Annotated in this window: 21 protein-coding genes; 7 read left to right on the forward strand and 14 right to left on the reverse strand. The window is 35.8% G+C overall.

Going from position 1 to position 18,771, the window contains the following annotated elements; all coding sequences use genetic code 11:
- The first annotated feature begins 8 nt into the window (after positions 1-8).
- Positions 9-1,289, forward strand: coding sequence for a pitrilysin family protein (locus tag Q8S25_RS06695; RefSeq protein ID WP_305536053.1), 1,281 nt, complete (start codon positions 9-11; stop codon positions 1,287-1,289).
- 4 nt (positions 1,290-1,293) lie between these two features.
- Here Q8S25_RS06695 and Q8S25_RS06700 read toward each other — a convergent pair whose 3' ends face one another.
- From Q8S25_RS06700 to Q8S25_RS06715, 4 genes are read right to left on the reverse strand one after another with little or no spacing between them, the layout of a single operon-like run.
- A complete protein-coding gene (locus Q8S25_RS06700) occupies positions 1,294-1,977 on the reverse strand; it encodes a hypothetical protein (protein ID WP_305536055.1) in 684 nt (227 codons plus the stop codon).
- Positions 1,974-3,029, reverse strand: coding sequence for an ACR3 family arsenite efflux transporter (arsB, locus tag Q8S25_RS06705; RefSeq protein WP_305536057.1), 1,056 nt, complete (start codon positions 3,027-3,029; stop codon positions 1,974-1,976). Before arsB ends, Q8S25_RS06700 begins: the two co-directional genes overlap by 4 nt.
- 53 nt (positions 3,030-3,082) lie before the next feature.
- Entirely contained in the window at positions 3,083-3,970 is an 888-nt protein-coding gene (locus Q8S25_RS06710) for an arsenite methyltransferase (RefSeq protein WP_305536059.1), read from the reverse strand.
- 28 nt (positions 3,971-3,998) lie between these two features.
- Positions 3,999-4,331: a helix-turn-helix transcriptional regulator gene (locus Q8S25_RS06715; protein WP_305536061.1), complete on the reverse strand. Its 333-nt coding sequence runs from the start codon at positions 4,329-4,331 to the stop codon at positions 3,999-4,001.
- Between the two features lie 373 nt (positions 4,332-4,704).
- Here Q8S25_RS06715 and Q8S25_RS06720 point away from each other — a divergent pair, with 373 nt between their 5' ends.
- The 5 genes from Q8S25_RS06720 to Q8S25_RS06740 all read left to right on the forward strand — a co-directional run bounded on the left by Q8S25_RS06720 (position 4,705) and on the right by Q8S25_RS06740 (position 9,138).
- Positions 4,705-4,902 carry a hypothetical protein gene (locus Q8S25_RS06720; RefSeq protein WP_295233286.1) on the forward strand — a complete coding sequence of 66 codons (198 nt, stop codon included), beginning with the start codon at positions 4,705-4,707 and terminating at the stop codon, positions 4,900-4,902.
- 46 nt (positions 4,903-4,948) lie between these two features.
- Positions 4,949-5,287: a PadR family transcriptional regulator gene (locus Q8S25_RS06725; protein WP_305536122.1), complete on the forward strand. Its 339-nt coding sequence runs from the start codon at positions 4,949-4,951 to the stop codon at positions 5,285-5,287.
- A 20-nt stretch (positions 5,288-5,307) separates the two neighbouring features.
- On the forward strand, positions 5,308-7,539 hold the full coding sequence (locus tag Q8S25_RS06730) for a PspC domain-containing protein (RefSeq protein WP_305536064.1): 2,232 nt from the start codon (positions 5,308-5,310) through the stop codon (positions 7,537-7,539).
- A 115-nt stretch (positions 7,540-7,654) separates the two neighbouring features.
- On the forward strand, positions 7,655-8,740 hold the full coding sequence (gene gcvT / locus Q8S25_RS06735; protein ID WP_305536066.1) for a glycine cleavage system aminomethyltransferase GcvT: 1,086 nt from the start codon (positions 7,655-7,657) through the stop codon (positions 8,738-8,740).
- A 44-nt stretch (positions 8,741-8,784) separates the two neighbouring features.
- Entirely contained in the window at positions 8,785-9,138 is a 354-nt protein-coding gene (locus Q8S25_RS06740) for a septal ring lytic transglycosylase RlpA family protein (protein ID WP_305536068.1), read from the forward strand.
- Here the strand turns inward: Q8S25_RS06740 and Q8S25_RS06745 are convergent.
- Positions 9,125-9,496 carry a hypothetical protein gene (locus Q8S25_RS06745; protein ID WP_305536070.1) on the reverse strand — a complete coding sequence of 124 codons (372 nt, stop codon included), beginning with the start codon at positions 9,494-9,496 and terminating at the stop codon, positions 9,125-9,127. The genes Q8S25_RS06740 and Q8S25_RS06745 overlap by 14 nt on opposite strands.
- A 239-nt stretch (positions 9,497-9,735) precedes the next feature.
- On the opposite strand from Q8S25_RS06745, the gene Q8S25_RS06750 reads away from it, so the two are divergent.
- On the forward strand, positions 9,736-10,074 hold the full coding sequence (locus Q8S25_RS06750; protein ID WP_305536072.1) for a single-stranded DNA-binding protein: 339 nt from the start codon (positions 9,736-9,738) through the stop codon (positions 10,072-10,074).
- A 102-nt stretch (positions 10,075-10,176) separates the two neighbouring features.
- On the opposite strand, the gene Q8S25_RS06755 is transcribed toward Q8S25_RS06750, so the two are convergent.
- The 9 genes from Q8S25_RS06755 to Q8S25_RS06795 form a co-directional block, all read right to left on the reverse strand.
- Complete coding sequence (locus Q8S25_RS06755; protein ID WP_305536075.1) at positions 10,177-10,761, reverse strand: DUF420 domain-containing protein; 585 nt, start codon at positions 10,759-10,761, stop codon at positions 10,177-10,179.
- 24 nt (positions 10,762-10,785) lie between these two features.
- Positions 10,786-11,598 carry an SCO family protein gene (locus Q8S25_RS06760; protein WP_305536077.1) on the reverse strand — a complete coding sequence of 271 codons (813 nt, stop codon included), beginning with the start codon at positions 11,596-11,598 and terminating at the stop codon, positions 10,786-10,788.
- A gap of 78 nt (positions 11,599-11,676) precedes the next feature.
- A complete protein-coding gene (locus Q8S25_RS06765; RefSeq protein ID WP_305536079.1) occupies positions 11,677-12,123 on the reverse strand; it encodes a cytochrome C oxidase subunit IV family protein in 447 nt (148 codons plus the stop codon).
- 28 nt (positions 12,124-12,151) lie between these two features.
- Complete coding sequence (locus tag Q8S25_RS06770) at positions 12,152-12,832, reverse strand: cytochrome c oxidase subunit 3 (protein WP_295190328.1); 681 nt, start codon at positions 12,830-12,832, stop codon at positions 12,152-12,154.
- A gap of 75 nt (positions 12,833-12,907) precedes the next feature.
- Positions 12,908-13,483: a heme-copper oxidase subunit III gene (locus Q8S25_RS06775; protein ID WP_305536082.1), complete on the reverse strand. Its 576-nt coding sequence runs from the start codon at positions 13,481-13,483 to the stop codon at positions 12,908-12,910.
- Between the two features lie 19 nt (positions 13,484-13,502).
- Positions 13,503-14,414 (reverse strand): heme o synthase, encoded by a 912-nt coding sequence (cyoE, locus tag Q8S25_RS06780; RefSeq protein ID WP_305536084.1) that lies wholly within the window; start codon positions 14,412-14,414, stop codon positions 13,503-13,505.
- Positions 14,415-14,501: 87 nt separating this feature from the next.
- Positions 14,502-16,319 (reverse strand): cbb3-type cytochrome c oxidase subunit I, encoded by a 1,818-nt coding sequence (locus Q8S25_RS06785; RefSeq protein ID WP_305536086.1) that lies wholly within the window; start codon positions 16,317-16,319, stop codon positions 14,502-14,504.
- Positions 16,320-16,374: 55 nt separating this feature from the next.
- Complete coding sequence (locus Q8S25_RS06790) at positions 16,375-17,442, reverse strand: cytochrome c oxidase subunit II (RefSeq protein WP_305536088.1); 1,068 nt, start codon at positions 17,440-17,442, stop codon at positions 16,375-16,377.
- A gap of 54 nt (positions 17,443-17,496) precedes the next feature.
- The gene (locus tag Q8S25_RS06795) at positions 17,497-18,726 is read right to left on the reverse strand and encodes a quinol:cytochrome C oxidoreductase (RefSeq protein ID WP_304760633.1); all 1,230 of its coding nucleotides are present in this window, start codon (positions 18,724-18,726) and stop codon (positions 17,497-17,499) included.
- Positions 18,727-18,771: the final 45 nt, after the last annotated feature.

Genomic DNA, 18,771 nt, shown 5'->3' on the forward strand with positions numbered 1-18,771 from the left:
GTACGAACATGTTGAATAGAAAAATACAACCGACTATAACCGATGCGGTAAGTTTTGATTTAAAACTCAGAACATGCGAACAATACCAATTAGACAATACTATTCCTGTATACAGTATGAATGCTGGCACACAAGACGTACTCATGATAGAATGGGTGTTTAAAGCAGGTAACTGGTTTGAGCAAAAAAATATAGTTGCCGGCACTACAAATTTCTTATTAAAGAATGGCACTAGTACTAAAACTGCCTATCAAATAAATGACCATTTTGAATTCTATGGCGCCTATTTAAATAGAACATGTTACAATGAAACTGCTTCTATTACATTACATTGTTTAAGTAAACATATTAATGAGCTATTGCCAGTGGTTGCAGAATTAATAACCGATTCTATTTTTCCAGAAGAGGAGTTAACTACCTATCAACAAAATCAAAAACAAAAGCTTTCTGTAAATCTTAAAAAATGTGACTTTATTGCCAATCGGTTAATTGATGAATATGTATACGGATTTCATCACCCCTATGGAAAGTATACTTCTACCTTAGATTATGATCAACTCAACAGAAACGAATTGATCAAATTTTTCAAGAGATTTTATGCAGAAGGACATTGTACCATTTTTACTGCGGGTAAAATTCCTCCCGATTTACAAAGTCAATTAAATAAATATTTTGGCGCATTGCCTTTACAACAAAGGGCCATTCCGAACATTCAATACAATTTACAATCGTCAGAAGAAAAAAAACACCAAATCATCAACGATGCTAATGGTGTGCAAGGTGCTATTAGAATAGCTCGCCCATTCCCCAACAAACACCATCCCGATTACCAAAAAACACAAATATTGAATAATGTTTTTGGTGGATTTTTTGGTTCTAGACTAATGAGTAATATAAGAGAAGACAAGGGATACACTTATGGCATTCATAGTTATATACAAAATCATATGGGAGAAACTGCTTGGATGATTAGTACAGAAGCGGGAAGGGATGTTTGTGAAGCTACTATTAGTGAAGTATATAAAGAAATGGAAATACTAAGGAATGAGCCCATAGATGAAGACGAGCTAAGCTTAGTTAAAAACTATATGCTGGGTACTGTATTGGGCGACTTAGATGGGCCTTTTCAGTTAATTGCCAGATGGAAAAACTACGTACTCAATAATTTAGACGAGCAGTATTTTTACAATAGTGTGCAACTGATAAAATCTACTGGAGCCGAAGAATTAAATGAGCTCGCAAAAAAATACTTAAACCCTGAAGAATTTTACGAGCTTACCGTAATTTAAGAAATTATTTTACCTGACTAAATACGTACAACATTTCAAGACCAATTTGCTTACACCTTTCATTATATACTTGGTCTTGTTGTGGTGTTCCATCTGACAATTTAGGATCTTCGTAAGGCAGCTTAAATTTACCATCTGACCCTTGAACAATAGGGCAAGACGCGTCGGCCTGAGAACAAGTTAAAACTGCTCCATATTCCTTTTGTGGATTGGGCATACTGGTATATACTTTGGAAAAAGCAATCAGCTTTGGGGTTGTTGAGCCGAATTTGACCTCATAAACTGGGTTTGACAAACTATTTGTAGCAGTTATTTCAAATCCAATAGCTCTTAATGCTTTTACTGCATTGATATTAAAAGCGGTTACTTCGGTACCGCCAGAATAACAATATAAATTTCCAACACCAAAATAAGCAGCAGCAGCTTGAGCCATTATTTGAGATATATGACTTCTTCTAGAATTATGTGTACAAATAAAAGTGAGTTCAATGTCTTTTTGCAATTTTTTCTTTTGGCTGATATAATCGCTAATCTCTTTTAATGCAGTTTTACGTTCCGCTGGAATTTGATTAAAGTTTAATTGAGCTTCATCAAAAAAAGATTGTAAGCTTGGAAATAAAACAGGTTGTTGCGCATTAGTATTCATAACCAAAAGATTAACAATAAAAAAAATAAGTAGGTTTTTCATTTGTATAAATTATTTCTAAACCAAAAAGCCAAATTAACTAAAGCTATTAATGCAGGTACTTCTACCAACGGACCAATAACACCTGCAAATGCCTGACCGCTATTAATGCCGAATACACCAATTGCTACAGCAATGGCCAATTCAAAATTATTCCCTGTAGCAGTGAATGCAATGGAAGTATTTCTTGAATAATCTGCTCCTAGTTTTTTACCAATTAAAAAGCTAATGATAAACATCAATATAAAATAAATAACTAAGGGGATGGCAATTCGCAAAACATCCATTGGTATCTCTAGAATTAATTGTCCTTTTAAACTGAACATAATGACAATGGTAAACAACAAGGCAATTAATGTGATTGGCGAAATAAATGGAATGTATTTATTATTAAACCAATTTAATCCCTTCCATTTTATTAATATATACCTACTAATTATACCAGCGGCAAAAGGTAATCCTAAATAAATACCAACCGATTGAGCTATTTCAGCAATGGTAATATTCACATTCAAACCCTTTACGCCAAAATACGGTGGTAAAAAAGTAATGAATAAATATGCATAAAAACTATAAAAGAAAACTTGAAAAATACTATTCAAAGCCACCAGCCCTGCAGCATACTCTCTATTGCCCTCTGCTAAATCATTCCATACAACCACCATTGCAATACATCTGGCTAATCCAATCAAGATTAATCCAATCATGTATTCGGGATAATCTTTCAAAAAGATGATTGATAAAATAAACATCAAAATAGGACCAATAACCCAATTCAATATTAAGGAAAGGCTTAAGACTTTAATATTACTAAACACTTCTCCAATTTTACTGTAATTCACTTTTGCTAAAGGAGGATACATCATCAGTATCAATCCAATGGCTAGTGGTATATTGGTTGTTCCATTAGAGAGCGATTCAATTTTAATTGAGACACTGGGTATAAAATAACCTAATCCCACACCAATCATCATGGCTAAAAATATCCATAGCGTTAAATACTGATCTAGAAATGATAGTTTTTTACGATTTGCAGCTGGTGTGCAATGTTCCATTTTAAAATTATTTTATCTAATTAGAATTTTCTAGAATTAATGACATGTTAGTATTAACAGCAACCGCCTCCTGGAGTGCAGCAAGTTGCCGCAACGGTATTATTTACTTCAGTATTTTCAGTAATGGCAAATCCTTTTGGCTTTTCAGCATAAACAGTTACACTAAATATACCAGCCCCGCCATTATTAAAAGCTGCAATTTCAGCATCAGTTAAATAATTTTTTAAAATATCATTGGGAATAATAATGGGCTTTTCTTTTTGTACGATGATATTTTCGAACTTGTTTAATCGAATCAATTCTAGGTACACTTCTTTTTGTATTGCACCGGATACACATCCTGCATACATTTCAGCATCTTTTCTTAGTGCATCTGGTAATTGACCTACCAATACCACGTCGGAAATACTAAAGTGTCCACCTGGTTTTAGCACTCTGAATATTTCTTTTATAACGCCATCTTTATTGGGTACCAAATTCAACACACAATTACTTACCACCACATCAGCCGTATTTCCACCTAAAGGCATATGCTCAATATCGCCTTCACGAAATTCTACATTATTAAACCCTAATGTATCTGCATTCATTCTGGCTTTCTGAATCATAGCTGGTGTAAAATCTATTCCAATCACTTTTCCTTTATCTCCTGTATGAGCTCTTGCAACAAAACAATCATTGCCTGCTCCACTTCCTAAATCTACTACAGTATCCCCTTGTTTAATTTGTGCATACTGCGTAGGCAATCCACAACCCAATCCTAAGTCGGCATCTGCATTATATCCTTCCATAGTAGTATAATCATCGCTCATGATATTGTATACTTCAGTACTGCATCCACCTGCACCACAACATGATGCTTTATTATCTGCAGTAGATTGTGTAGCAATTTCTGCGTATTTCTCTTTTACGATTTGTTTTAATTGTTCATCTGTTTGCATAAAATATATTTTTAGTTTTTAAGATTATTTAGCAACAAGATTGTTGTTGCACTTTTAGTTTATTAAAAAGTTGATTAAAAGAGACATTGAATTTTTCAAATGCTTTCCAATTAATACAATAACAGCTTCTTGGTCCTTCAATGGTTCCTTTAATTAATCCTGCATCTTTCAATTCTTTTAAGTGTTGCGAAACAGTAGACTGTGCCAATGGTAATAAGTCTACAATCTCCCCACATACGCATTCATTCTTTTGTGACAATACTTTTAATATAGCAATACGTGCTGGATGAGATAAGGCTTTAGCAAATTGTGCCAACTCTTGTTCTGCTTTTATAAATTCATCTAATTTAGGAGAAGCCATAATTAATCGTTTTTATACGATAAAGCAAAGCTATGCATAATTATCTATTCATCGTAAAAATACGATGAATATTTTTTAGACCAGTTTTATTTGAAAATCCAGACTTATATATTATAGTAATTCGAACCCAGTACATTTATATATGGGTAAATGGAGTCGAACTCCATTTATCCTTTTTTAAAACCGATTATCCCTTTCTTAAAAATCTGAAAAATCATAACTAATTGATTTTCAATTAATTATTTAAAACCTAATTCTAAAGTCAGCCTATTACCTAAAAATACTTGGTACTATGTGTTGCATAGTACTAAAAAATACCCCATCTTTGTGTTGTCAAAGTAATTAAACAACAAACGAACTAAAAATAATCATCATGAAAATCACCACCATCAACCCACTTGTTCAACTAAACAAAACAGAGTTAAATAATTTAACCCAAGTGGTAAAAGAGACAATTGCTTCTAACATGAACAATGAACCCAAAACCAAGAAAAGATTTACTGTAGCCCAACTTTGGAAAATTCAACGTTTCAGCCGTATAGCTCCAGTTAAACCAATTCTTGTTTATTAATCCAATAAAAATCTAGGCCATGGATATTCAAAACACACAGAGTCAGATGCGGAAGGGCGTATTGGAGTTTTGTATCCTTTCAATCATTCGCCAGGGGGAAGTTTACCCCAGTGATCTAGTTGATCGGATGAAATCAGCCAACCTTCATATTCTGGAAGGTACTTTGTACCCGCTGCTTACCAGATTAAAAAATGCGGAATTGCTTACCTACCGTTGGGTAGAGAGCAACAGCGGACCCCCACGCAAATATTTCGTTATGACTGATAAAGGCCTCGCTTTTTACAGTGAACTCGAAAGAACCTGGAAAGAACTAGCGGATGCAGTTCAAGTGCTAACCCAACCAATAGCATCACCAGAAACCGAAAACAACCAAAACCAACCTTAACCAAGCTAAATAAACATACCATGAAAAAGGTAATTAATATAAACTTCCAAGGCAGAGTAATTCCTATTGAGGAATCAGCTTATGACGTACTGAAAGTATACGTTGAAAGCTTACGCCGCTTCTTTGCTAATGAAGAAGGAAGAGATGAAATCATCAACGATATAGAAGGTCGTATTGCAGAATTATTTGGAGAAAGCCTTAAAAAAGGAAGCACTTGTATTACTGATGAAGATGTTAACAATATCATCAATAGTATGGGTAGACCTGAAGATTTTGAAGGTGAAGAAACCAATATGCAATCTCAATTAGGTGGCAATCAACAACAACAATCTAACTTTTCACAAGATGCAGATAACAGCGCATCTAGAGGTAGACTTTATAGAGATACCAACGAAAAAATGTTAGGTGGTGTTTGTAGTGGTATTGCTGCATATTTTAGAATTGACCCTACAGTTGTTCGTTTACTATTTTTAGTATTGTTCTTTGGCGGTGGTTCTGGATTCCTTTTGTATTTACTATTATGGATCATACTTCCGTCTAAACCATTGGATCAAGTAACCAGTAATAGAAGGCTATACAGAAATCCTGAAGAAAAAGTAATTGCAGGTGTTGCCAGCGGTATTGCCACATATTTTGATATTGCCGTTTGGATACCAAGATTAATTTTTGCGCTTCCATTGGTAGTGGGTATTATTTCTTCATTTGTAAGTTCACTATTCTGGTTTGAGTTTAATCCTTTCCCAGGGTTTATTTTTGGATCATTTGGTGGCACTTTATTTGTAATCTATGCTGTTCTTTGGGCAGTTATTCCAGAAGCAAAAAGTGCTTCGGAAAAATTAGAAATGAGAGGCGAAAAAGTAGACTTAAATACCATTAAGCATACCATTCAAGAAGACTTAGAAGGATTTAAAGCCCGTGCTGAAAAATGGGGTGGTGAATTCTCTGAAAAAGCAAAAGAATTTTCTTCGGAGTTCAGTTCAACTGTAAACGAAAAGAGTAAACAATTTGCTTCGGAAGCAAGCAGTGTTTCTAAAAAAGGAGGAAATAAATTAGCCAATGCAATTGGTATATTATTTAAAGCATTCTTTTTATTCTTAGCCGGCATTTTGGCTTTCACTATACTGGTTGCTTTATTAGGTATGATTGCAGGTAGTGTAAGCGTGTTCCCGCTAAAGAGTTTCTTCTTAGAAGGTTTCTGGCAAAACTTCCTTGCCTGGACAACATTAATTTTGTTCTTATTTGTTCCAGCAATTGGTTTACTTACTTGGTTGGTTCGTAGAATTATTGGAGCAACTGCAGGTAGTAAATATTTAGGATTCACTTTTGGCGGATTATGGACCCTTGGTTGGATTAGTGTAATCCTATTGGTTGCATCTATTGCACAAAACTTTGATGCAGGCGCTAAAGACAAAGGCGACATTAAAATTGTTCAACCTGCCAGTAGCAAACTAACCATAAAAGTAGCTGAATCTAATTTTAGAGTTGTGAGAAGCAAGTGGTTTAGAATGGATGGCTTATTAAGAATGGACGATGATAGTTTGGTATTAAATAATGTTCGAGTTCGTATTGCAAAAAGCCCTGATTCTTTATACCGTATTAGCTATGTAAAATTCAGCAATGGCTCTGATGAGAATGCAGCTTTAAGAAATATTACACAAATCAACTACGGTGCTACACAACAAGACAGTGTTATCTATTTAGATCGTGGCTTTAAGCTAAACAAAGGAACCAAGTTCCGCAACCAAGGTGTTACCGTTACCATATTTGTACCTGTTGGAAAGAAAATTGAAATTGATGATAACGTTTCAAGAAGACTCAATCATATCAGTTTTAACTCTGGCCGCAACGACTACGATTGGGACGATGAGTGGAATAATGAAGGATACGAAAGCTGGATGTCTAATCAGGAATACATTATGACTCAAGGTGGATTAGAAAGAGTAAAGAAGGCAAGGGAAATAAACGATGAAGAAGAAAATGACAGCGACTCAGAAAAAAGCGCCATAGAAGAGTATAAAAAAAGCAGAGAAGAACTACGCAAAGAATATGAGCGTAAACAGAAAGAAGCGGAGGATTTAAAGAAAGAGTTAGAAAAGCCTGTTGATACTACTCGCTACCGTTATCAAAAAGTAGCAATAGTTGACCCACATATTTCTACCCCTGTTGGTAAAACAAAAATGACCGAATCGCCTGATATTATTGAGCTAGGTTCAGAATTAGGAAGGTTTTCCTTACTGAATTTACAATCATAAAGATGGTTGGCACAGGTTGGAAAAAGAACCTCGTCTCTAAATTGGGATGGGGTTCTTGCTTTTTAAGGCTGTTTCATGTTGATTCACTTATTTTTGCACCCTAATTAATTGCACAATGAAAAATACACCATTTACACAAAAACATATTGCCCTAGGAGCCAAAATGGCGGAATTTGCCGGTTACAATATGCCCATTAGTTATACTGGAATTAATGATGAGCATGCTGCTGTAAGAAAAAATGCAGGTGTTTTTGATGTAAGTCATATGGGTGAATTTATTTTGAAGGGAGAAAATGCTTTAGACCTTATTCAAAGAGTTACTACCAATGATGCGTCAAAATTGGTAGCCGGTCAAGCACAGTATAGTTGTTTACCCAATGCTACTGGCGGTATTGTAGACGATTTAATTGTTTACTGCGTTGAGCCAAATAAAACGTACATGTTGGTAGTAAATGCTTCTAATATTGAAAAGGATTGGAATTGGATTAGCCAATTCAATACAAAACAAGTAGAAATGCATAATATCAGTGACAAAACTTGTTTATTGGCCATACAAGGTCCTAATGCTACAAAAATTTTACAACCCCTTACCGAGTTAGATATCATGAATTTGAAATACTACACTTTTGTAAAGGGAACATTTGCAGGGGTAGAAAATGTGCTGATCAGCGCTACAGGATACACTGGTTCTGGCGGTGTTGAAATTTATTTTGAAGACAGTAATGGTGCAGCCGATAAAATTTGGGATGCCATTTTTGAAATTGGTGGGCCTCAAGGCTTAAAACCAATTGGATTAGGTGCAAGAGATACCCTTAGATTAGAAATGGGTTATTGTTTATATGGTAATGATATAGATGATACCACTTCTCCATTAGAAGGTGGCCTTGGATGGATCACTAAGTTCACTAAAGATTTTACTGCACGCCCAATTATAGAAGCTTTAAAAGCAGCTGGTGTTCAGCGTAAACTGGTTGGATTTGAAATGTTAGAAAGAGGAATACCCCGCCACGATTATTTAATTAAAGATGCTGCAGGCAATGCCATTGGAAAAGTTACTAGCGGCACTCAGGCTCCATCATTAAATAAAGCGATTGGTTTAGGTTATGTGGCTGTTTCCCATTCTTCTATAGATGCTGAAATTTATATTGATATTAGAAATACACTAGTAAAAGCAAAAGTGGTGAAAGCACCATTTGCCTAATAGTATCTTATCCAATAATTCAAAGGTTTTTTCGTTCTTATAGAATGAAAAAACCTTTTTTATTTCTACTATTACTGGCTTTCAGTTTAGGATGGATGTCTTGCTTTAGAAAAGGAAGTGAAACAGGTATGGCTTCGTTTTATGCAGATAAATATATAGGACGAAAAACCAGTAATGGTGAAAAATTCAAGCAAAATAAATTAACTGCAGCACACAAAACACTTCCTTTTGGAACCAAAGTGAAAGTAACCAATCTAAACAATGGCCAATCAGTAAAAGTTAGGATAAACGATAGAGGGCCATTTATTCAAGGAAGAATCATAGACCTTAGTAAAAAAGCGGCTAAAAAAATTGACATGGTAAATGCTGGTGTTGCCAAAGTAACTATTCGATACTAGTTTGTTGAATAATCTTGATACAATTTTTTTCGGTTATTTGGTAGCCAAATTCATAGCAATAAGTGAAGAGTTGATTCTTGTCTTTTTGTTGTTGATGGGTAAAATGAGATGGGCTAAATCCTTTTACATATAGTTCGCTTAATGGCACAGTTGTTCCACCTCTTTGCAGTGCAAATAAATCAGCTAATATTTTTCTGTTCCTTAAAAGCAACCCATTCACTCTTCTCATATAGTTACTTCTATCACTATAAAAATGATTGTGGTAACTACTTCTGCAGTGGCTGTTACAAAATTTCTTATCTGTTCTTCCTGCAATTTTTTTGGCACAGTGTAAACACTGCTTAGGATTGGTTTCCATAAAATTCATTGTGGGTTCAAACAAATTGAAATTAGTTTAGAATACATTTCTTTTATACTGTAGAAATACCAAATATTCCCCCGCATTTTAACGGTGCCAATTAGCAACAAACGCTTGCAAACGTTTATATACGTCAACAGATGTTTATATAAGTAAGTCGTGCAAATTGGTTCAGCATATTTGTACTGTTAACGGCAGTACGCACTGCTTTTATTTACAACTTTTAAAACTGAACCGTTATGAACGCAGTTAAAAACAAAGTCCAATTAATTGGGAACTTAGGACAAGACCCAGAAGTAAAATCAATTGGCGAAGACAAAAAAGTAGCTCATTTAAGTGTTGCTACTAATGAAAACTACAAAAATGCAAAGGGTGAAAAAGTAACAGAAACCCAATGGCACAATGTAGTTGCATGGGGTAAACTGGCAGAAATTGCCGAGAAATACCTGGTTAAAGGAACAGAAGTGGTGATAGAGGGTAAGCTCATCAATCGAAACTACACCGATAAGCAAGGTGTAAAAAGGTATGCCACCGAAGTTCAAGCAAACGAGTTACTTATCTTAACCAAAAAAGCTTGAGTGCACTCCCCCCGATTCAGTAATACCTTATTTTATCAGTAGCTGCAGCTGGCTCGATCCCCATCCCCACTGCGCTACTGGTAGTAAGGGTATTGAAGCCGCTTAGTTGTAGTAAGGACTAATCATGAAGTAAACTACTGGACCAGTAACTGCAACATAAAACCACAACGGCCATGTAATTCTAGCTAATTTTTTATGCGCAGGGAACTCACTAGTTAACCCGCGGTAAGCAGTAAACAAAATGAATGGCAAAATGATGGCAGCCAATATAATATGTGTGATTAAAATAACTAAATACACGATACGCATGGCACCTGCAGCCAATTTTTCGGCTTCGTCTACCATACCATCATGGTTGGAATCACCATATTTGGCTTCCCCTGCTAATAAATGATGTGCTATATAAGACAGTAAGAAAAGTATTGACAAAACCAATGCTGTTATCATGAATTTTTTATGCAGCTCATAATTTTTCTTTTTAACAGCAACTAGGGCTGCAACCAATACGAGCGCAATTGAAGCGTTCACAAATGCATTAATTGTGGCAAAAATATGTACATCAAATCCTAGCTCTACGTCTAATTTAAATTTGCCAAGAACTACCACTACTATAAATACTACTATAGAAAATATTCCAATTAACCAATTGGCTAAACGATCATTTTTTGCAATACTAGGTTTAAGCATTTTATCTATTTTACTTTTTTATAGTTACCCGTTTATTTTTCTTCGACCCTGCATGTAAACTACAAAGAAAATAATTGCAGTTACAATGATTAACCAGAGCCAGCTGAGATCTAATATTTGTCTGAAGACCGTGCTTTTTTTCTTTACATCTTTCTCTAACATCAACAAGCCAATATCTCTTGCCAATTTTTTCATTTCGGCACTATCCAATCCGTTGTAGTATCCCCTTACTTTATATGATCGGTCTATCAATACGAAACGACTGGTATGAACAAAATCAGGGCTAACAGGCTCTTCACTAAACTGGTCTACTTTCAACTCTTCAAATGCAAATTGATAGATGTCTTTTTTATTCCCAGTTAAGAACCACCAATTATCGTGAATTGCCCCAAACCTGTCTGCGTATTTTTTTAATACGGAAACCGAATCGTTTTCGGGATCTACTGTAAACGACATAAATTGAACAATAGAAGTGTCTATCTTGTTGCGAACATTTCCTCCTTTCTTAAAAGATTGCTGTAATGTTGACATATTTCTTGTGAGCCTAGGGCAAATACTCCTACAGCTAGTGAAAAAGAAATCTGCTACAATAATTTTACCCTGTGGATCGTATAAACTAACACTATCGCCTAATTGATTTCTAAGCTTAATATTTTTGGTGGTATGCCAAATGGTATCAGTAGTAGATTTTCCATTTTCCACTTTATTAATAACAGTATCTAGTAAATAATGCCTAGGCATTACTACTGCAGTTTGACTGGCTGTTTTTAATATTAAATAACAAGTAATCGGGATTCCCAATGCCACTAGTAATCCAAGTATCGATTTCTTTTTCATATCGGTATTAATAAAAAACCATCGCAATGCAGCGATGGTTCAATTAGGAGAAAAATATATTTAGTTTTAGCTATAAAACTAGTGACTAGCTTTTTTACCTTCTTTAGCACCTTCATGTTTTTCCGCTGCACCGTGCTCCTTTTTTTCTACTTTAATAGTGCTTTGCTCTTTAAAGTAAGGGTCGTACGTGTTACGTAAATTCTTGAATGAATTACCATCATATAAAAATGCAATGATAAACCATATGAACAAGGCCAATGGAACTACAATGGTCATGATCAAATTTTTCATCTCATGCTTTAAGTGCATAAAGTAGGCAACAATATAAAACGCTTTCGCCATCATTAAGATTACGATGGTTCCCTTAAGTGCCAATCTAACCCCAACACTAGACAAAGGAATGCCTATCATCCAAAACCCTATAATCAATTCAATAATTGTAAGTACTGTTAGAATTACCGTAATACGGATAATTTCCTTTGTACCTCCACCTGCATGTTCGTTATGCTCTGCTGTATGTGACATAAAATAATATTAGCGATTGGTTAGTTAATTAGATCAAATAAAAACAGGTAAATACAAATACCCAAACTAAGTCTACAAAGTGCCAGTACAAACCTGCTTTCTCAATCATTAAATAATGGCCTCTTTCTTCAAACTTATTGGTCATAGCCATGATTAACATGATGATATTGATAATCACTCCAGAAAATACGTGGAAACCATGAAAGCCTGTTATGGTAAAGAAATAGTTAGTGAAATTGGTTGATGATGCTGTTCCATCATGGTTTAAGAATGGATTGCTACCCCACCATGCACCTTCATGGTGTAAGTGATTCCACTCCCATGCTTGACAAGATAAGAATGCAATACCACCAATAATGGTCCAGATTAGATTTTTAACTACCCCTTTTTTATCCATATTATGACCCGCCTGTACAGCCAACACCATGGTAACTGAACTGATGATCAAAATAAAGGTCATGATACTTACAAACACCAAGGGAGCATTCATGCCCTCTGGAGCAAAAGGAAAACTCTTAAATACTTCGTTGGGGTCAGGCCATCCATTAGTAGAAAAACGAATGGTGCCGTATGAAATCAAAAATGCGCCAAAAGTAAAGGCATCACTCATGAGAAAATACCACATCATTACTTTGCCGTACTCTACGTTAAAGGGACTCTTACCTCCACCCCATGATTTAGTGGTAGGTGCTGTTGCAGTTGTTGCCATGTTAAAGTAAAATTTCGTACACAAAAGTATTGGCTAGAGTTGAAAAAAGGTGCATAAAACACAACTTTTTTGTAATTAGCTAATCCAATTGTAAAAGATGAACAAATAAATCCAAAGTATATCTACAAAATGCCAGTAAGTACCCACTAATTCAATGGATAGGCTACTGTAATTTTTAACACTACTTACATAGGCTTTAATAAAAATTACCATCAAAGCAATAACCCCACCAAGCACGTGAAGCATATGCAATCCGGTAATTACCAAAAGAAAAGATGCAGCAGAATTGCTTCTGGCACCGGTAAGGGCAATATTTCTGGCTTCTAAATCCATAAAACCAAAAACTTGTAACCCCATAAACAATAAACCTAATATTGCAGTAACGGTAATAAGCATTCGATAACGACCCATTTCCCTAGCTTTAAATGCCTTTGTTGCCAAATGAATGGTTACACTACTTAAAATGATTACCAGTGTAGAATACATGAAAACCACTGGCAAATCGAATTCTAACCAACTACTTTGGTTCTTCTTTACAATGTAGGCGCTTGTAAGGCCTGCAAACATCATAATGATACTGCCCATAGCCACCCACAAGGTAAACTTGTGTGGGTGAATTCTTTTGGGCGCTTCATTTGCAATCGTACTCATTTATTTTAATTTAATTAGATTAATGATTAATCTTATCTGCCAACATTGCAAGTAACACAATTGGCAAATAAATATAACTGCTGAACATTACCCTTCTGGCTGCTTTTACATCCATTTCCTTATACAATCGGGCACTCTGGAACACCATGAATAAATTACATGCCAATACAATCCATAAGCTGGTTATTCCTGTTAATCCAATAAAATAAGGCACCATGCCAATAGGAATCATCAAAAAAGAATACATGATGGTTTGAATTGCGGTAAACTTAGTGGGGCCCTTATCTGCAGGAAGTAATTTAAAACCCGCTTTAGTATAATCGGCATGTGCTACCCAGGCAATAGCCCAAAAATGAGGGAATTGCCATAAGAATTGCATTCCAAATAACACCCAACCACCCAAAGCAAAATCATCATTACCTGCAACCCATCCAATCAAACAGGGTAAAGCACCTGGTAATGCCCCAATTAAGACCGCAATGGAATTGATTTTTTTTAGAGGAGTATAAATAAAGGCATACAAAAACAAACTAAATGCAGAAACCAATGCGGAAGAGAAATTAAAGAAATACCACATCATGCCAACTCCTACAATGCCTGCTATCAATGCAAAAGTATAGGCTTCGTTTTGGCTCATATTGCCATTGGCCACCGGACGTTTTGATGTCCGTTTCATCATGGCATCGGTGTCTTTTTCTACTGCCTGATTAATTGCATTTGCACTTCCGGTAATTAACATGCCTGCTAAAAACAACAATAAAATCATGTACCAATCGTACTCAACCACTTTGGGTGCTAGTAAATAACAAATCACACAAGAGAACACTACAGTAAAGCTTAAAGTAAACTTTATCAACAGCATATAGTCTTTAACTTTTGCTGCTAAAGAAAAACTTTGGCTTTCTACCCTATGCTCACTGGATTTTGTCATTCCGTTGTTGTAGTTTAAAAACAATGCTCCCGTAATCCGGGAGCATTGAAGTATTTCAACTGAATAAAAACTTACTCAGTAATAATATTAGTGACTGCTTTCGTCGGCTCCCACCGGTGTAGTCTGGGAAATAAATTCTTGACCATCTTTACCGTAATCGTAAGCCCAACGATGCACTTCAGGAATTTCTCCTACCCAGTTACCATGACCAGGATTAATTGGAGCAGTCCACTCTAAAGTATTAGAACCATAAGGGTTTTGTGTAGTTACTTTTCTACCCTTAAAAATAGAATAGAAGAAGTTGAACAAGAACAACAATTGTGCAGCAAATACAATCATTGCAACAGTGCTAATGAATCTATTTAATTCAGCAAACTGTTTAAAGCTTTCCCAAACACTATAGTCATAGTATCTTCTTGGCATACCTGCTAAACCTTGGTAGTGCATTGGCCAGAAAATCATGTACGCTCCAGCTAATGTAATCCAGAAGTGTAAATAAGAAAGGGTATTATTCATGTAACGACCATACATTTTAGGGAACCAGTGGTAAATACCAGCAAACATTCCAAACATACTTGCTACACCCATTACAATATGGAAGTGCGCAATAACAAAGTAAGTATCGTGTAAATGAATATCTAATGCAGAGTTACCTAACCAAATACCAGTTAAACCTCCAGAGATAAATAAGCTTACAAATCCAATAGAGAACATCATACCAGGAGTAAAGCGAATATTACCTCTCCACAATGTAGTTAACCAGTTGAATACTTTAATGGCAGAAGGAACAGCAATTAATAATGTAAGTAATACAAACACCGATCCAAGGAATGGATTCAATCCCGTTACGAACATATGGTGTGCCCAAACCAAGAAAGCTAATATGGCAATCGCAAACAATGATCCAATCATGGCCATATAACCAAAGATGGGCTTGCGAGAGTTTACAGAAAGAATTTCAGAAGCCATACCCATTGCTGGTAAAAGAATGATGTATACTTCAGGGTGTCCTAAGAACCAGAATAAGTGCTGATAAAGGATGGCGCTACCACCTTCGTTAGGCAATGCACCCACCCCGTTAATAAAGATGTCTGATAAATAGAAACTTGTTCCAAAATTTCTATCAAAAATCAATAATATAAAACCAGAGAACAATACTGGGAATGATAATACACCTAATACAGCAGTAAAGAACAATGCCCAAATAGTTAAAGGCAAACGAGTCATGCTCATTCCTTTAGTACGCATGTTCAATATGGTAGCAATGTAGTTTAAGCCTCCTAATAAAGAAGATACCACAAATAATGCCATTGCAATTAGCCATAAATCCATACCAGTACCAGAACCAGGAGATGCAGATGCCAAAGCGCTCAATGGAGGATAAGCAGTCCATCCACCACTGAATGGTCCAAACTCAACAAACATAGATGATAGCATTACTATACTTGCTGCAAAGAAAAACCAGTAGCTCAACATATTCATAAATGGTGATGCCATATCTCTTGCTCCAATTTGTAATGGAATTAAAAAGTTGGCAAAAGTTCCACTTAAACCTGCAGTTAATACAAAGAATACCAATACGGTTCCGTGTGTAGTAACCAAAGCGTAATATGCATCGGGGGTGATTTTACCACCTTCAGCCCATTTACCTAAAATATCTTCTAACCAAGGAAAACTCGCTTCAGGATATCCTAATTGTAAACGGAAAAGTACACTCATTAAACCACCCAATACTGCCCAAACCATTCCCGTAATAAGGAATTGCTTAGCAATCATTTTATGGTCCATGCTAAAGACATACTTCGAAATAAATGTCTCATGGTGATGCTCATGATGATGATCACCATGCGCTTCGTGATGTAAACCTGCTCCAGCAGGTGCGTGCAATACGGCTTCGTTACTCATACACTGATTCTTTATTAGTTATTACAACCTCGTTTAAACTTGGTTGTTGATTGTTCTATAATTTGGCGGTAACTTTTGATGCTAGTTCAACAGGCTTAGCAACTAATTTTACCGTATCTTTTTTAGCGTTAGCTGGATCTTTGTCAGGGAAAGCTGTGTAATAGTAAGGAGACTGACCAGCCATTTTAGCATCAAACTCTGCTTGATCTACTACTTCAATAATTCCTTTCATAGAATAGTGACCATTACCGCACATTTGGTCGCAACTGATTTCGAATTGGAAATCTGGATTTCCAGTTTTCTCCTTCATTTCTTTTGTAGTGTACTTTGGCGTAAACCACATAGTGGTCGGAATACCTGGAACAGCATCCATCTTCATTCTAAAATGAGGTAAACCTACATCATGAATAACATCTCTTGAACCAATAATCAATTTTACTGGGCGACCTTTTACCAAATACATGGTCTGCTCCATCACTAAATCGTCGTGTGCTAATTGGTCGTCCCAAATTAAGCCCAAAGAGTTAGAGGCATTATCAATGTTTTTGTAATATTTTTTACCAAATGCGCCGTCTTTACCTGGATAGCGATAAATCCAACCAAATTGCTTACCCGTAATTTCTACTACCATGGCTTCTTTTGGTGGCTCTCCGGTAAATAAAAACCAGTTTCTTAAACCAATTACTACTAGTACAGTTAATGCAATAGCAGGAATTACGGTCCAAATGGCTTCTAACTTATTGCTATGCGCAAAGAACACCACTTTTCTGTTATCGCTTTCTTGGTATTTATACGCAAACCAAAAAAGAACAATTTGCGTTCCAATGAATACAAATCCAGTTACAGCTAGTGTTAACCATAACATAGAATCTACACGCTCTCCTTCTACACTGGCTGAACCTTGAGGTAACAATGTTTTATCGTATAAAACTTCATTGCAGTACCATACTCCAATAAGGCCTAACACCAAAAACACGACCATCAGAAAACCATTAATCTTGTTGTTCTGCTTACGGCTATGCTCTTCCCCTTTCAAAATTGCCACATACTCACTTGCTTTAGAGATCTGAAAGATCACTACAAAAATGAGTAACGATACCGCGGTGATTAATAAAGCTGTCATAATGCTGTATATATATTATCTAATGTCTAACAAATATTAATTTAATCGAGTTCACTAAACTTGGTGAATTACACTTTCTTTAAGGTATGGATGGTATTTAGCAATCAAAGGTTTCTTAGACAATGCAGTGCCCACAAAAAGGATCATTGCTCCAACAAAAAACGCAAGGATACCAAAGTCTAACCAACCTAATGAAACGTGTTCTTTCATCAAAGAGCCCATTACCATTTGATAAAAATCTATCCAGTGACCAAAGATGATTAAAACTGCCATAAAAGTGACCAATGTGTAATTTCTTTTAGCTGAACGCTTCATCAGAATCAACAAAGGACATAAGAAGTTTACGATCAAATTAAAGAAGAAAATTCCTTTATAAGCTCCTTGTGTTCTATGCTTAAAGTAAACAGTTTCTTCAGGAATATTGGCATACCAAATCAACATGTACTGTGAGAACCATAAATATGTCCAAAAGATAGAAAAAGCAAACATGAATTTACCAATATCGTGTAAATGCTCTTGGCTGGTTAATTCTAAATAACCTTTGTTCTTTAAGTAAATTACCCAAAGAGCAATCAATGACATACCTGCTACAAATGAACTTACAAAAGTATACCAGCTATACATGGTAGAATACCAGTGTGCATCAATACTCATCATCCATAACCAAGGAACAGTAGATCCTACTGTTAAACCAAACCATACGGTGAACATGGCAGTTCTTACGGTACCTCTGTGAATGAATTTTTCGCTGGTTTCGCGATCCATCGGAGCTGCGTCTGCCTCATCATTTAATTTACGAATTCTCCATCCTAAGAAACTCCACAATGCTATGGTTAATGTAGTCCAGATTACAAAGAAAGTTGGGTTTAAGAAACCAGATTTACCTTTTAAGATAGGATCAGCAGCTACTGCTTCTGTGTCTAACCAATGGTAAATATGGTGCTTATGACCAAATACAATGTATAATAACACAGCGAATGTGATGGCACCGAAAATAGGAACCAAAGTAGAAATCGCTTCTGGAATACGACGGAAGGTTTGTGTAAACCCAGCTTGCGCCAAAGTAGTAACAGAAATAAAGAACATGCTGGCATTACAAATTAATGTCCAGAAAATAGTATTGTACATAAGTGTTCCCCAGAAATGCACTTGCTCGTGCTCATCGGAACTAAAACCTTTGGTGAACATTCCATACAGTAATGCAGCCAAGCCCAAGCCAATCAAGGCGTAAGACCAGGTTTTCATTTTTCCGGGAACTTCAAATTGTGTTCTTAAAGATGCCATTGTTACTCTTTTAGTTCAGTTAGTATTGATCCTATTAGCAGGACC

The organism is Sediminibacterium sp. (assembly GCF_030695065.1).
GTDB lineage: Bacteria > Bacteroidota > Bacteroidia > Chitinophagales > Chitinophagaceae > Sediminibacterium.